The organism is Bacillus cereus group sp. MYBK79-1, assembly GCF_051915365.1.
GTDB lineage: Bacteria > Bacillota > Bacilli > Bacillales > Bacillaceae_G > Bacillus_A.
In genome coordinates, this window is the sequence record NZ_JBQAEO010000009.1 from 79,276 (window position 1) to 94,831 (window position 15,556).

Consider the following 15,556-nt stretch of genomic DNA (forward strand, 5'->3'; position numbering starts at 1 on the left):
CAACACTTGAGAAAATAATTAATTGAATTTTTAGTATATTAATAGTGAAAACATAGTGCTACGATAAAATTACTCTTTTTCAAAAAAAATTTATTAGGGGGAAGGTTCATGAAAAAGAAAAGTTTAGCGTTAGTGTTAGCGACAGGAATGGCAGTTACAACATTTGGAGGGACAGGCTCTGCGTTTGCAGATTCTAAAAATGTGCTCTCTACGAAGAAGTACAATGAGACGGTGCAGTCACCGGAGTTTATTTCTGGTGATTTAACTGGAGCAACTGGTAAGAAAGCAGAATCTGTTGTGTTTGATTACTTAAACGCAGCAAAAGGTGATTACAAGTTAGGGGAAAAGAGTGCGCAAGATTCTTTCAAAGTGAAACAAGTGAAGAAAGATGCTGTAACGGATTCAACGGTATTACGTTTGCAACAAGTATATGAAGGAGTACCTGTATGGGGGTCTACTCAAGTAGCCCACGTAAGTAAAGATGGTTCTTTAAAAGTATTGTCTGGAACAGTTGCGCCTGATTTAGACAAAAAGGACAAGCTGAAAAATAAAAATAAGATTGAAGGCGCAAAAGCGATTGAAATCGCGCAGCAAGATTTAGGGGTAACACCGAAATATGAGGTAGAACCAAAAGCGGACTTATATGTATATCAAAATGGTGAAGAAACAACATATGCATATGTTGTAAATTTAAACTTCTTAGAGCCAAGCCCAGGAAACTATTACTATTTCATTGAAGCAGATAGCGGTAAAGTATTAAATAAATATAATAAACTTGATCATGTAACAAATGAAGATAAGTCACCAGTTAAGCAAGAAGCTTCTAAACAAGAAGCGAAACCGGTTGTAAAGCCTGTAACAGGAACAAATAAAGTAGGAACTGGTAAAGGTGTATTGGGAGATACAAAGTCCTTGAATACAACGTTATCTGGATCATCTTACTACTTACAAGATAATACGCGCGGAGCAACGATTTTCACATATGATGCGAAAAACCGTTCAACATTACCAGGAACATTATGGGCAGATGCAGATAATGTTTTCAATGCAGCGTATGATGCAGCGGCAGTAGATGCTCATTACTATGCTGGTAGAACATATGATTATTATAAAGCTACATTTAACAGAAACTCTATTAATGATGCAGGAGCACCATTAAAATCAACAGTTCATTACGGAAGTAAGTATAATAATGCGTTCTGGAATGGCTCGCAAATGGTTTACGGAGATGGTGATGGTGTAACGTTTACTTCATTATCTGGCGGTATCGATGTAATTGGTCACGAATTAACGCATGCTGTTACGGAGTATAGCTCAGATTTAATCTATCAAAATGAATCAGGAGCATTAAATGAAGCTATTTCAGATGTTTTTGGTACATTAGTAGAGTATTATGATAATCGTAACCCAGATTGGGAGATTGGTGAAGATATTTACACGCCTGGTAAAGCAGGAGATGCGCTTCGTTCTATGAGTGATCCAACGAAGTATGGTGATCCAGACCATTATTCTAAGCGCTACACTGGTTCTGGTGATAACGGCGGCGTTCATACGAATAGCGGTATTATTAACAAAGCAGCTTATTTGTTAGCGAATGGTGGTACACATTACGGTGTTACTGTAAGTGGTATTGGTAAAGATAAGGTAGGAGCGATTTATTACCGTGCAAACACGCAATATTTCACTCAATCTACTACGTTTAGTCAAGCTCGTGCTGGTTTAGTACAAGCTGCAGCTGATTTATATGGAGCAAATTCTGCAGAAGTAGCAGCAGTGAAGCAATCATATAGTGCTGTGGGTGTAAACTAAGGTTTTAAAGGGGAGTTTATTAATAAAATACCTCAAAAATAAAGAAGGAGCCTATGCTCCTTCTTTATTTTTTTCTCCATTTTTTCCACAAATAATACAATCCGACACACCCCGCGATTGTTATAATCCACTTTGCTTCATTTGTTCCATTTATGACGTGGTAGGCAGAATATACTTCAATCAATAAGGACGGTATTTTTCCTATTGTGCTGGCAATACTGAAAGAGAGTAATGACATTTTGCCTAAAGCGGCAAATAAAGTCACGATACTTGATGGAATGAAAGGTATGAATCGAAACGATAGAACGAGTAGAAAGGCCTCTCTACCTTCTACATAAAGTAGGCGTTCTACCTTTGGATACTTATTTACTTTGTTGTGAGTGAATTTCTGAAGGCCTATACGATAAATATAAAACGAGATAATAGCCCCTAATGCCTCACCAGCGATCGAAATAATGGTTCCGTTCGTTACACCAAAGAGCTGTATGTTAATAGCGGTCAAAAAAATACTAGGGATAAAACCTAAAAGACTGATGATGATGTTAATTAAGATACTAAGTGGAATTGCGATTGAATAATAGTCTGTTAAGAAGTTTTGAATTGTTTCAGCCATTGTTTAAAATCCTTTATCTTTTTTTGCATTACACCATATTTCTATTGTGTAGGCAAGTGCAAATTTACATAATGTAGGAAAACGTTGATGAAACACCATTGTTATACCTTATATAGGTATTGGGTATATAAAATAAGGGGTATATTTTTCTGTTTTAAAAAATACCGAATAAATCCTTAATTTAAAGGGTTTATTCGGTATTTATAATGGTGATTTAAGTCGGGGAATAATTCGAAAATCACGGGGGTATATTTTAAAAAGGGTCCAAAATAGTAGTTTGATGAAACTATGGTGGTAATAGGGCAAATTTAATGAGGAATTTAAAAAATATATACGTTTTTTCTTTGTGAAATTGACTTTTAGTTAAGTTATGATAATAATCATGGAAGAGGTGATATGATGAAACGAATAAGTAGTCTTTTCTTGAGTAGTTTATTGGCATTAATGCTGATCTTAAGTGGATGTGCAGGAAAAGAACAAAAAACAGAGAAACAAACAGGGAATCAATCGACATCAGTAGAAAAAATTAGTGATAATATTTTAGATGAAATGGAAGGGCCACCTAAAAATGGTCATACGATTGAAAGACATGTAGGCAAAACAGAAGAGGATTTAAAGAGTCGCTTGAAGACAGATAAAGTATCAGCGGCAAGTACATACTATGATAAGGAAACAGCGACGAAAGCTGTAAAAGATAGTTTGAAGCAGCATGATAAGGAAATTCAAGATTGGTTAAAGAATTCTAAAGAGGCTCGTCTCGTATTAAATACAACTCATTCATTCCCGGTTGGAAAAACGGTAATAAAGAAAAATATGAATGTAAAAGACAAGTTAGTCAAAACTGTTACTGTTTTAGCGAGAGATAAGTCAGGAGATCTAGGATATAAGATCATTACTTCTTATCCATCTGACAAATAAGAAGGGGGAGTACATATGTATACGACATTACAATACTTTCTTAAATCGTACTGTACGTTAAGTGTTCATGAGGATGAAATAGTAGGCGTGATGGAAGAGTTTATAGAGCAAGAAGACGAAGAAATTGTTTTGAAATTACGCGATGAATTATTATATATGAAGAAAAAGGATGCTTGGGAAGAGGCGTGTGTATTAGCTGCGAGGCTAGGAAATCGTATGTGGTCCTTAGAAGAAACGAAAGACCATCTTGAAGCTTTTTTACTATTATTGCAAAAGAAAAAGGCGTGAGTAAATCACGCCTTTTTCTTTTTTGAAATTTGCCCGTTTATTAGCACCTCATTGTTTTGGAGCGCTTTTATATACGCTTTTTGAAATTTGCCCGTTTATTAGCACCTCATTGTTTTGGAGCGCTTTTATATACGCTTTTTGAAATTTGGCCATTAGATATTACTTCACCGTTTTGTGTAACTTTTTTATACGTAACTGCTGTTATTTTGTCATTAGCTCTACTAATTACTTGAGAAGAAACTTCAACATTTTTACCAGTATTTGTACCGAAAATGCGTGTAGTAATACTGCCTCCATTTGAAAATGCTTGAATATAAATATGATTGCCTGTATTGTTTTTAAATTTTAAATCTGGACCATAATCTGCCACTGCTGCATCTTGCCCAAGTGGTAAATAATTTACGGGCATCGAATGATTGCTTCGAGAAACAATGCCTAAATCTGCTCTTAAAGCGGCGCTATATAAAGTACTACTAACTTGGCAAACGCCTCCGCCTGCACTTTGTATAACTTTACCTTGTGAAAAGACTGCTGCGGATTTATAACCATGGGCAGCATCAGTTACGCCAACGCGGCCATTAAAACTAAATGTTTCGTCAGGTGCGACAATAACTCCACTTAAAGTATTAGCTGACTTATTTACGTTAAAGGATTGATTCCCATTACGACCAGCCATTGGAGTCGAATATTCAGCAATTACTTCTTTAATACCCATTTTTTGTATATCTTCTGTAGAACGTTCAGGTTTTAATAGTGTAACTGGTAACGTAACGTCAGATGTACCAGAAGTAATGGCCTGTTTCGTTAAATCAGTTAACTTTCCTTTGTCAATTTTTTCACCATTTTGACTTTGGCTAATATTTACTGTAGAACCTTCAATATTTAATTCTGCATTAACAGGATTTTTTAAAGTGTCATTATATTTATCCTTCATAAAGCTTTCATAAGCAGTTGTATTTAATTGAGGCGTTAATTTATAATCACGTTTTAATTCACCGTTTTCAGCCTGCTTCCGCATTTGGTAACGATTCATTACGTTTCCTTCTTGTTCTTTAAAGATTTTGTCGATAATATCTTTTTCCTTATAATTTATCCCTAAATCTTTCCATGTGTACGTTTGTTTATCATTTTGGAATATGTAGGTAAGAGATTTTTGGTCTAATTCAGTTACCTTTTGATTAATAATTGCTTGAATATCTTTCTTATTTTTTCCATCGAGAGAAATACCTTCAAATGTAGTATTTGGTAATGCAATAGTATCTAATTGATTATTTAGTTTGGATACATATTGATATCCACCAACACCGCCTACACAAAGTAATATGCCCCCAGCAATTGCAGAACCGATCAGTATTTTACTTAGCTTCATTTATTTCCCCCCAGAAAATTTTGTATAAATATATGTATTACATTTTTTGTATAAAAATGATGAAAATAACATTATGTACGTACTAGTATACTATTATTTCCACTATGTGTGTAATGTTTTTATAAAAAATGTTACATTGCTGTAATAATTGTCTCTTTTTGTCACAATATGTACGAGGAATATGTTGAAAATTATAATAAAAAGGCTGTCTAGAAAGATCTAGCAGCCTTTTTATTATAATTTTTTATGTTCATTTTTATTCGTAACACCGAGATGTTCTTGTAGTGTTGTCGAAATATTATTGACGCTTGTTTCATTTGGAACGTAATAATAAATACCACCTATATATTTATCAGTACCTTCTACTTGCATTTTGTCCATTTTTAAATTGGAATCCATTGAATTTTTGGCAATGGTCATCATATCATCAAAAGTTAAATTTGTTTTTAAGTCTTTATCAACAGCATCTAATAGGCCACCAATTTTATTAATGGAATTCAGAGATAGTGCTTTTTCAGCAATAGCTTCTAAAACAAGCTGTTGTCGTTGACCGCGCATATAATCACTGTCGATATGACGAGTTCTAGCTAGTGCCAATGCCTCTTCTCCATTTAAATGTTGACGTCCTTTTTTCAGATGAATTGCACCTGCTTCGTCTTTACTATTTTGTTCTGTAAACTCAACCGGAACATCGACAGTAATACCACCAAGAGAATCGACAATTTTAATAAATGATTTAAAGTTGAATTTTACATAGTAATCAACTGGAACATCTAAAAAGTTCTCTACTGTATCAATTGTGCTGTCCACACCACCGAATACGTGCGCATGTGTAATTTTATCGTATTTATCACGTGATTTAATGTAGACACGTGAGTCACGTGGAATACTGACAAGCTTAACAGATTTATCGTTTTTATTAATTGTTGCAAGTAATAGCGCATCTGTACGAGTTGCTTTTCCGTAATTTTTACCTCTAATATCACTTTCATCAACACCCATAATAAGTACAGAAATGTTATCAGTCATAGGTTTAACGGCTTTTTCACGTTTGCTGGATTTATCCCCGCGGCCCAGTTCAGAATAGGCATTACTTAATATAGACTTTGCTTTACTATATATATGGAAGGAGTAACCTCCTGCTCCAAGTGCTATAATCAGTAATGGAATAAGAAGGAACCAAAGTAGACGTTTTTTCTTTGAGCGTCCTTTTTTGGCTCGAGTATCTTTGTTCATATCGGATTTCATCATTTTTTCTCCTTTAAAACTATCAAAGTGTATACATCTAGAAGTACATTCAAACACATAAAAATTATTGTACGCTAAATAAAAGTGATTGTACATGTATAAAAAATAGATGTCTTGATTATTTATAAAGACATCTATTCGTTATTGTATACAAAAGATAGGGATAAGAAAATGATAAAATTTTACCTAATTACAACATAATGCTTACGATAATTGCAGATAAAATGCTAACGAGAGTAGCTCCATATAGTAATTTAAGGCCAAATCTGGCAACGACGTTTCCTTGTTCTTCGTTTAATCCTTTTACCGCACCTGAAATAATGCCGATAGAAGAAAAGTTGGCAAAAGAGACGAGGAAGACAGAAATAATACCAACTGTACGAGGAGAAAGGCTATTAGAAATTTTACTAAGGTCCATCATTGCTACAAATTCATTCGTTACCAGCTTTGTTGCCATAATGCTACCAGCTGTGACAATTTCAGAACTTGGTACACCGATAAGGAATGCAACAGGCGCAAATACGTAGCCGATTAATTGCTGGAAAGTAATGCCGAATATAATGAGGAATAGGTCATTAATGCAGCTAATTAATGCGACGAATCCGATGAGCATAGCGCCGACAACGATGGCTACGCGAAAGCCATCTAGAATGTATTCTCCAAGCATTTCAAAAAAGCTTTGCTTTTCGCCTTTAATTTCTAAAATATCTTCGTCATCTTTCACATCGTAAGGGTTAATGATGAGTACGATAATAAACCCACTAAATAAATTGAGAACGAGTGCGGTTACTACGTATTTAGGTTCAATCATTGTCATGTAGGCACCTACGATAGACATAGATACGGTTGACATGGCAGAAGCACAAAGTGTATAAAGACGGTGTTTTGGAATTTGAGCTAATTGTTTTTTAACCGTAATAAAAACTTCTGATTGGCCGACAATAGCAGATGCAATAGCGTTGTAAGATTCTAATTTCCCAAGCCCATTTATTTTGCTAAGGAAGTAACCGATCCAATGAATAAAAAATGGTAGTATTTTGAAATGCTGTAGTATACCAATTAAGACGGAAATGAAGACAATTGGTAATAATACAGTAAGGAAAAATGACATTTCACCTGTATTGGCAAGACCGCCAAATACGAAGTTTATACCATCAGCAGCATACTCGAGTAGCTTTGTAAACAGACTGGAAATGACCCGAATAAGTATGAGGCCGATTTCTGTATTTAATAATAAATAGGTTAAAATCAACTGTATAATAAGCATGATGAAAATTGGTTTAAATTTAATATGTTTCTTATTGTTGCTAGCAATATAAGCAAGGAAGAAAACAACGATAAGTCCCACGAAAAAAGTAATAAATTTCATAGTAAGCCCCCTAAAAGAGATATTCTGCTATATATGTTTTTCATTTCAAGGGAGAATATGCATCTTTGGTAAAGAAAGGAATAGAGAGAGCATGAATATATGTAGAGTGCACCACGTTGCAATTATTTGTTCGAATTATGAACTGTCAAAGGATTTTTATACTCGGATATTAGGTTTTAAAGCGATAAATGAAGTATATAGAAAAGAACGAGATTCTTATAAGTTAGATTTATGTGTAGGGGAAGAGTATCAAATTGAATTATTTTCATTTCCTAGTCCACCTGAGCGCCCAAGTTTTCCAGAAGCAGCTGGACTTAGACATTTAGCATTTGCTGTTACAAATATAGAAGAAGCTGTAAACCATTTAAAACAATGCGGTGTGGAGACTGAAGCGATACGTATGGATGAAATTACGGATAAAAAATTTGTCTTTTTCCAAGATCCTGATGGCTTGCCTTTAGAATTGTATGAGGCTTGAAATTGGTGAATTTTATATAGGGTTGCTTTCAAATAAATGAAGAAACTAAAGTGAAACTTCTTTTTTAAAGGAGGTGTAACTTTAGCTAAGAAAGCTAAAGGACATATGTGGATATTTTAAAATTATTGATGGTAGCCATCCTTATTGCGTTAACAGCATTTTTTGTGGCTGTTGAGTTTGCAATTATTAAGGTGCGTAGCAGTCGTATTGATCAACTCGTTATTGAAAAACGAAGAGGAGCATTAGCAGCTAAAAAAGTAACTTCAAATTTAGATGAGTATTTATCAGCATGTCAGTTAGGTATTACAATTACTGCTTTAGGACTTGGGTGGTTAGGCGAGCCGACAATAAAACATTTACTCGAGCCGTTGTTTTTAAAACTACACTTATCTCCTGCAATTGCAAGTACAGTTTCATTTATTATTGCCTTTGCAGTGATTACGTTTTTACATGTTGTTATTGGTGAACTTGCTCCGAAGACGCTCGCTATACAAAGGGCAGAGCAAGTTAGCTTATTATTATCGAAGCCAATTATTTACTTTTACCGAGTAATGTATCCGTTTATTTGGGCTTTAAATGGTTCAGCAAGGCTTGTGACAGGGTTATTCGGATTACATCCGGCTTCTGAACATGAAGTAGCTCATTCGGAGGAAGAATTACGATTCATCTTATCTGAGAGTTATGAGAGCGGAGAGATTAATCAAAGGGAATTTAAATATGTAAATAATATTTTTGAATTCGATAATAGAGTCGCAAAGGAAATTATGGTACCTCGTACGGAAGTCGTAGGCTTATATGAGGACGAACCATTTGAAACACATATTAAAATAATCGCACAAGAAAAATATACGAGGTATCCCGTATTTGGTGAAGATAAAGATGAAATCATTGGGATGGTTAATGTAAAGGATTTATTTATTCGTTATATGGATGGTAATCGAGAGGAGGAGTGCTCAATTACACCATATACAAGGCCAGTTATTGAGGTGTTAGAAAATATTCCTATCCATGATTTGCTATTACAAATGCAAAGAAAACGAATTCCGTTAGCTGTATTATATGATGAATACGGCGGTACAGCAGGGATTGTTACATTAGAGGATATTTTAGAAGAAATTGTTGGGGAAATCCGAGATGAATACGATGAAGATGAACACCCGCCTATAGAGCATATAAGTGAAGGGTGTAAGATCGTAGATGGAAAAGTGCTTATTAGTGAAGTAAATGATTTATTTGGCATACACTTAATCGCTGATGATGTAGATACAATTGGTGGTTGGATTATGGTACAAAAGCAAATCGTCGCTGAAGGAGATGTTATTGAAAAATCTGGCTTTTCTTTTAAAGTTCTTGAAAAGGATATGCATCAAATTAAACGAGTGGAAATAAAGAGGGTAGAAGAATGATTTTCTATATTTTTTTATAAAAGATATATATAGAAAGATAAATGTTTGCGCTTTCAAAAAAGGTGCTATATAGTGAAGGTGGATACTGAAAAATTCTTCTGCATGATACTCGTATTTTTAGAGGGCGAATTTTTTAGATAAGGATTTAGAATGAAAAGTATAGGTGATGAAAATGATAGCAACGAAGGATATACGTATAGAAAAAGACTTTTTAGGTGAAAAGGAAGTACCAAGTGTAGCTTATTATGGTGTACAAACATTACGTGCTGTAGAAAACTTCCCGATTACAGGATATCGCATTCATCCGTCACTCATTACGGCAATGGCAATTGTGAAAAAAGCGGCGGCACTTGCAAATATGGATACTGGTTACTTAGCGAAAGACATTGGACATGAAATTGCAGAGGCAGCGCAAGAAATTGTTGATGGAAAATTACATGATCAATTTATCGTGGACCCAATCCAAGGCGGTGCTGGAACTTCTATTAATATGAATACAAATGAAGTAATCGCTAATCGAGCGTTAGAACGTATGGGATATGAAAAAGGCGAGTATGCGAAAATTAGCCCAAACACGCATGTGAACATGGCTCAATCAACGAATGATGCGTTTCCAACGGGAATTCATATTGCAACTCTTATGATGTTAGAAGAACTTCTTATTACAATGGAAGAACTTCATGCTGCTTTCCGTGAAAAAGCAAAAGAGTTCGATCACGTTATTAAAATGGGGCGTACACATTTACAAGATGCTGTTCCGATTCGTCTTGGACAAGAATTTGAAGCGTATAGCCGAGTGCTTGAGCGTGATATAAAAAGAATTAAACAGTCTCGCCAACATTTATATGAAGTGAATATGGGGGCGACAGCTGTTGGTACGGGATTAAATGCAAACCCTACGTACATTGAGCAAGTGGTTAAACATTTGCGAACATTTAGCGGATTCCCACTTGTTGGCGCAGAGCATTTAGTTGATGCAACGCAAAACACAGATGCATACACAGAAGTATCTGCAGCATTAAAAGTATGTATGATGAATATGTCTAAAATTGCGAATGACCTTCGTATTATGGCATCTGGTCCACGTGTTGGATTGGCGGAAATTCAATTGCCAGCTCGTCAACCAGGTTCATCTATTATGCCAGGGAAAGTAAACCCTGTTATGGCAGAAGTAATTAATCAAGTTGCTTTCCAAGTAATTGGTAATGATCATACAATTTGCTTAGCATCAGAAGCAGGCCAATTAGAGTTAAACGTAATGGAGCCTGTACTCGTATTTAATTTAATTCAATCTATTAGTATTATGAATAACGGATTCCGTGTATTCCGTGAATATTGCATTAAAGGAATTACAGCAAATGAAGAATTGCTGAAGCAATATGTTGAGAAAAGTGTCGGAATTATTACAGCAGTTAATCCTCATATTGGTTATGAAGCAGCATCTCGTATTGCACGTGAAGCAATTGAAACAGGAAAATCTGTTAGGGAGTTATGTTTAGAACATGGTGTACTAACAGAAGAAGAATTGGATATTATTTTAGATCCATTCGAAATGACGCATCCTGAAATTGCTGGTGCTTCTTTATTAAAGAATAAGAAGATGTAATGTGAAAAAACACCTCCATTGAATTTGTATATTTAGTATATGAATTCGGGAGGTGTTTTTTATATCATTATTCAATTGGACTTCTGGTTAAAAGGTTCTATGAGTTATATACATAAACAACGCTATAACAGGAAAAAACGTCTTATAAAAGACGTTTTTAAATCGGTTAAAGAACTATTTTAATGGAGGATGTTTTAGTGTGCTTAATTCCTCAGCAGTTAACCTATTTCCACCCCAAGCTTTCTCTTTAATATAATCTGGGTCGTTGAGATAAGCGGAGAAAGTTACTTTCCCATCTTGATAGTGATATACATAGTGAATGTTTTCTTTTTCATCATTCACGTACGTAAACAAGTTGTATCCGCCGCGCTTATAATCCTTTTTAAAATCGACGTATTTTAATTGCTTTTCCGCAATTCCTTGTTTGGATATATAGTTATAAATACTTTTTTTCGCTTGCTCTTTAGTAAATAAAAAGTATACAGTAACTAAAACGATAGGAATTAGAATTGAGATTAATATAATCAATTTTTTATTCAATCTTCCTTCCCTCCTAAATTCAACCATTAAATTGCGTTACTAATGATGGCTTATATGAGTCATTAAAAGTGTCAACTAAACCATATGGAAGAACATATCCACTTGGAGATTTCATTACAGGTTTTGAACCCGATCCATAATAGTATGCTTGGAAAACCAATTTAGAACAATATGTAGGATTCTTTGAGTATAAATGTGGACTCAGGTTATAGTCCAACTTAATGTTTCTAGTAGCACTTCCTGTACTAGAGTAAAAGTTTCTATCGGCATAGCTAGCGACTTGTCTAGCTAATGCTTGATCTTTAACCCGATATACTTTAATCCAGCGCCCATTTTGTGAGTACTCGTTTAACCAATCTGTAGCACGTGATTGTCTATTGCCCTCGCCATAACCAGGCATATCTAAAATATAATTATCCCCATTTGCAATAGCTGCATGACCTAAAATTCCTTTAGACATAGCGGCGTTTGTGATAAAAATATCTCCCGCTTTTATCGAAACACCTTTCCATGTTGCATACTGTAATGTTACGTCTTCTAATGTATCTGAGTTAGTTTTAGGAGCTTGTCCATAATTGTTTAATTTTAACCATTCTGCATACGTTAATGGCTGATCGAACACTTTTTCTTGAATACCCTCTACATATACAGGATAAAACTCTTCTTTATTTTGTTGTGTCCATTGCTCTAAGGATACAGTATTTCTATCTAGGGCACCTTCTTGTATAGCTTGATTATATAGTGATGAATAATCAATTTGATTCTCTTCTGCGAAAATAGATGAATTGAAACCGCAAACTATAAATAATGTTGCTATTAAACTAATAAAATACTTGTTCAAAATGACGCCCCCTATTTTATATTTCTATATAAGGATATTGTTTTGGTTAGGTTAAGTCAACTAAAAATGTTATATTAAGTAATATTTGTTATTTGTATCTAATTATATATTTTTATTATAAAGAAGGGTAAATATTGAAAATGTGTTGTTGCATAAGAGGTATTATTATTTAAGGAATAGATAAAGGGTTCAATAGGAAATATATTTTGAAGAATATTAATCTATAAATTGAGTATGAAAAATATTTGCTTTAGATTTGGAGTGAAATAATTCATATCAAATTGTTCGTGTAAAATCATTTGTGGTTTAATCATTCTAAGTGAAGGGAGAGTATATTGCATAAGGTAAGGTTCTAGGGAAATGGGGCGTACTATTGGGTGAAACAGAATTAATTTTTATATTATTTAGGGTGTAAAAATTAAACTACACAGAATTATTCAGATTGAAGAAAAAGTTGTTTTCTAGTTTGATTCTTACACAAATTAGTTTATTATTCACTCTTCTATCGGTTTTATATTTGTCTTTTCATAATGTAGATATAAAAAGGAAAAGCTTTATGCTCAATATAAAGAAAATGATTTATTAGGAAATAAAAAAGAAAAAGCCTCGATTTTTAACGGGACTTTTTCCTTTTTTATTATCATGTATTTGAATTTTTTAAAAGATATTAAATACAGCGTTTAATTGAAGTAAGCTAATAATCGCTAAGAAGATTAAACTGTATTTCATTGCTGTTTTAAATAGGGCAGATTCTTTACCCACTAGTCCAACTGCTGCACAAGCAACTGCTACAGATTGTGGTGAAACCATTTTTGCCATTGTACCACCTACTACGTTTAATGCAACGAGTGTAGAAGGAACGATGTTTAATTGATCTGCAGTTACTGCTTGAAGCGGTGCGAATAATGAACCACTTGATACTACTGATCCTGTAATGAATACGCCAATCCATCCTAAGATTGGAGAAAGAACTGGGAATGCATTACCAGTAGAAGAGAATGCAAGTCCAAGTGTAGATGACATACCAGAGTAGTTCTCTACGTAAGCTAAAGCGATAACGCTACAGATTGTATATACTGGAGCTTTTAGTTCTTTCATTGTTTCTACTACTAATTCTTTAACCATTTTACCTTTTACGCGGTACACGATAAGTGAAACGATAATTGCCAATACGATTGCAGTAGTTGTAGAAGAGAATACATCAAACTTGAAAACAGCTGCGAAAGGTGTATCAGCTTTTGTAATAGGTGTAGTTTTCATAACAGCATTATGAAGACCAGGGAACTGAATGTTAAATACTAAGTTTGCTAGTGCGCCATCCGGAGCAAATAAAGCTTTAATTGGTTTTAAATTAAAGATTGTTACGAATGCAGTTAAGAATACGAATGGAGACCAAGCATATAAAATTTGATTGAATGTATGAGATGCTTTTTCTTCTTGTTTTTCTTTTTTAGTAGAAGATTTTGGCTGCCAAACACGTAAGAATAATGCAAGAGAGATCATACTTACAACGGCTGCGAAAATATTAGTAAGTTCTGCACCTAAGAAGTAAGTTACAAGGAACTGAGTAACCGCGAAAGAAACACCACTTACAAGAATACCTTGCCAAGTTTCTTTAATACCTTTAATTCCATCAACCATTGATACAAGTAAGAAAGGTAAAACAATACTAATGAATGGTAAAATAAGAACAGTTTGACGACCGATAGTTAATGCGTCTAGCTCAGTTAATTGGGCTGGTACTGTAACTGGGATACCCATAGCACCCATAGCACCACCAGCGATGTTTGCTACTAAACAAATACCTGCTGCTTTTAATGGATTAAAGCCCATACCTACAAGTAATGCAGCTGTAATAGCAACTGGAACCCCTAGCCCAGCCGCGCCTTCTAAGAAAGCACCAAAAGAATAAGCGATTAATAATACTTGTAAACGTTGGTCATTTGTAATGCTTGAAATACTATCACGAATGACATTGAATTGCTCTGTTTTAACAGTTAATTTATAAAGGAAAATTGCTGCGATAACGATAGTACAAATTGGATAAAATCCAGATAAAACACCGAATCCGGCAGATGCTACAGCTACTGTTGCTGGCATTTTATAAACGAATATAGCAAGAATAATAGCGACAATCACACTGTAAAGACCAGCGATATAACTTTTCATTTTCAGTCCCATTAAACAAATGATGAAGCAGAAAATTGGTAGTGCTGCGATTAGTGCAGATAACCAAATATTGTTTAATGGGTCATAAATTTGTGTCCAAGTACTCATAATAATGACAACTCCTATCTATTTTATGTGAAGAAATTCACATTATTTGTGAAACTATTCACAATCAACTTACATGCTTAGTATATTCTCCTTCAACACTATTGTCAACGTAAAAAAGTATAATTATTCCATAATAGTGTTAAAAGGAATGCTTTGTTCATAAAGTAGACAAAAAGCGCACTCAAATCCATTTGAGTGCGCTTTTTGAAGTTATTTCCATATTTTTTTGTTTGTTCGCATATCATTAATCTTATATGTTAGATGACGTCTTTGCATTAAGTATATAGGATGTTGAAATTTGATAGGTGTCACATGCTGGTCTGAGTTGATCTAGTAAGAAAGAGAAAGTAAATGCATTTAATAGGAAGTTTTGAATAACAGTCTGAGCAAGTACAATACGAATTAAAACAACAATAAGTCAATTTTTAATATTACATTATCTTTTTTACTGAAAATTCCTTTTTGCATAACAAAGAGGTTAAATATGACCCAAATACGTTACGATAGGTTATCAATTATAGACGGTATTTTACAATATCATTACTGTACGTTGCAATGCGGTGAAAATATAACAAAAAGCCTGATAAAACAACGTTTGTAAGCAAAGTATTCCTAGCTCTTACTTTTGCTTTTTCGTTATATCATATAGTATAATATTCAAAATCAGCAAGGATTTTTTCCTGAGCTCTTTGTTGGTTAAGATGGAAAAAATTTTCATCTTTATAGGTTGATAAAGTTATGTCGTAACAGGAAATATAAGAACAGATATATAAATAAATAAAAAGAAAATAAAA

13 protein-coding genes are annotated in these 15,556 nt (G+C 34.1%); 6 read left to right on the top strand and 7 right to left on the bottom strand.

Translation table 11 applies throughout. The annotated features are described in order from the left end of the window. Positions 1 to 108 precede the first annotated feature (108 nt). A complete protein-coding gene (locus tag ACTFOB_RS15875; protein WP_440026863.1) occupies positions 109 to 1,809 on the top strand; it encodes a M4 family metallopeptidase in 1,701 nt (566 codons plus the stop codon). A 64-nt stretch (positions 1,810 to 1,873) separates the two neighbouring features. Here ACTFOB_RS15875 and ACTFOB_RS15880 read toward each other — a convergent pair whose 3' ends face one another. Then, entirely contained in the window at positions 1,874 to 2,422 is a 549-nt protein-coding gene (locus tag ACTFOB_RS15880) for a TVP38/TMEM64 family protein (RefSeq protein ID WP_440026865.1), read from the bottom strand. 399 nt (positions 2,423 to 2,821) lie between these two features. Here ACTFOB_RS15880 and ACTFOB_RS15885 point away from each other — a divergent pair, with 399 nt between their 5' ends. After that, entirely contained in the window at positions 2,822 to 3,340 is a 519-nt protein-coding gene (locus tag ACTFOB_RS15885; RefSeq protein WP_440026867.1) for an RNase A-like domain-containing lipoprotein, read from the top strand. 15 nt (positions 3,341 to 3,355) lie between these two features. Then, the gene (locus ACTFOB_RS15890; protein ID WP_440026869.1) at positions 3,356 to 3,628 is read left to right on the top strand and encodes a hypothetical protein; all 273 of its coding nucleotides are present in this window, start codon (positions 3,356 to 3,358) and stop codon (positions 3,626 to 3,628) included. 106 nt (positions 3,629 to 3,734) lie between these two features. Here the strand turns inward: ACTFOB_RS15890 and ACTFOB_RS15895 are convergent, their stop codons facing one another. From ACTFOB_RS15895 to ACTFOB_RS15905, 3 genes are all read right to left on the bottom strand, one after another. Beyond that, a complete protein-coding gene (locus ACTFOB_RS15895; RefSeq protein WP_440026871.1) occupies positions 3,735 to 4,997 on the bottom strand; it encodes a VanW family protein in 1,263 nt (420 codons plus the stop codon). A 234-nt stretch (positions 4,998 to 5,231) separates the two neighbouring features. Further along, entirely contained in the window at positions 5,232 to 6,248 is a 1,017-nt protein-coding gene (locus ACTFOB_RS15900; RefSeq protein WP_440026872.1) for an LCP family protein, read from the bottom strand. Between the two features lie 187 nt (positions 6,249 to 6,435). Further along, positions 6,436 to 7,614 carry a NupC/NupG family nucleoside CNT transporter gene (locus tag ACTFOB_RS15905; protein ID WP_440026874.1) on the bottom strand — a complete coding sequence of 393 codons (1,179 nt, stop codon included), beginning with the start codon at positions 7,612 to 7,614 and terminating at the stop codon, positions 6,436 to 6,438. A 91-nt stretch (positions 7,615 to 7,705) separates the two neighbouring features. On the opposite strand from ACTFOB_RS15905, the gene gloA2 reads away from it, so the two are divergent. The 3 genes from gloA2 (at position 7,706) to aspA (ending at position 11,104) form a co-directional block, all read left to right on the top strand. Continuing rightward, positions 7,706 to 8,092 (top strand): SMU1112c/YaeR family gloxylase I-like metalloprotein, encoded by a 387-nt coding sequence (gene gloA2 / locus ACTFOB_RS15910; RefSeq protein WP_001017670.1) that lies wholly within the window; start codon positions 7,706 to 7,708, stop codon positions 8,090 to 8,092. Positions 8,093 to 8,199: 107 nt separating this feature from the next. Then, entirely contained in the window at positions 8,200 to 9,498 is a 1,299-nt protein-coding gene (locus tag ACTFOB_RS15915; protein ID WP_440026876.1) for a hemolysin family protein, read from the top strand. Between the two features lie 172 nt (positions 9,499 to 9,670). Then, the gene (gene aspA / locus ACTFOB_RS15920) at positions 9,671 to 11,104 is read left to right on the top strand and encodes an aspartate ammonia-lyase (protein ID WP_440026878.1); all 1,434 of its coding nucleotides are present in this window, start codon (positions 9,671 to 9,673) and stop codon (positions 11,102 to 11,104) included. Positions 11,105 to 11,278: 174 nt separating this feature from the next. Here the strand turns inward: aspA and ACTFOB_RS15925 are convergent, their stop codons facing one another. From ACTFOB_RS15925 to ACTFOB_RS15935, 3 genes are all read right to left on the bottom strand, one after another. Beyond that, a complete protein-coding gene (locus tag ACTFOB_RS15925; RefSeq protein ID WP_440026880.1) occupies positions 11,279 to 11,644 on the bottom strand; it encodes a DUF3139 domain-containing protein in 366 nt (121 codons plus the stop codon). Positions 11,645 to 11,663: 19 nt separating this feature from the next. After that, positions 11,664 to 12,485 (bottom strand): hypothetical protein, encoded by an 822-nt coding sequence (locus ACTFOB_RS15930; RefSeq protein ID WP_440026882.1) that lies wholly within the window; start codon positions 12,483 to 12,485, stop codon positions 11,664 to 11,666. 657 nt (positions 12,486 to 13,142) lie between these two features. After that, positions 13,143 to 14,762, bottom strand: coding sequence for an L-lactate permease (locus tag ACTFOB_RS15935; RefSeq protein ID WP_440026883.1), 1,620 nt, complete (start codon positions 14,760 to 14,762; stop codon positions 13,143 to 13,145). Positions 14,763 to 15,556: the final 794 nt, after the last annotated feature.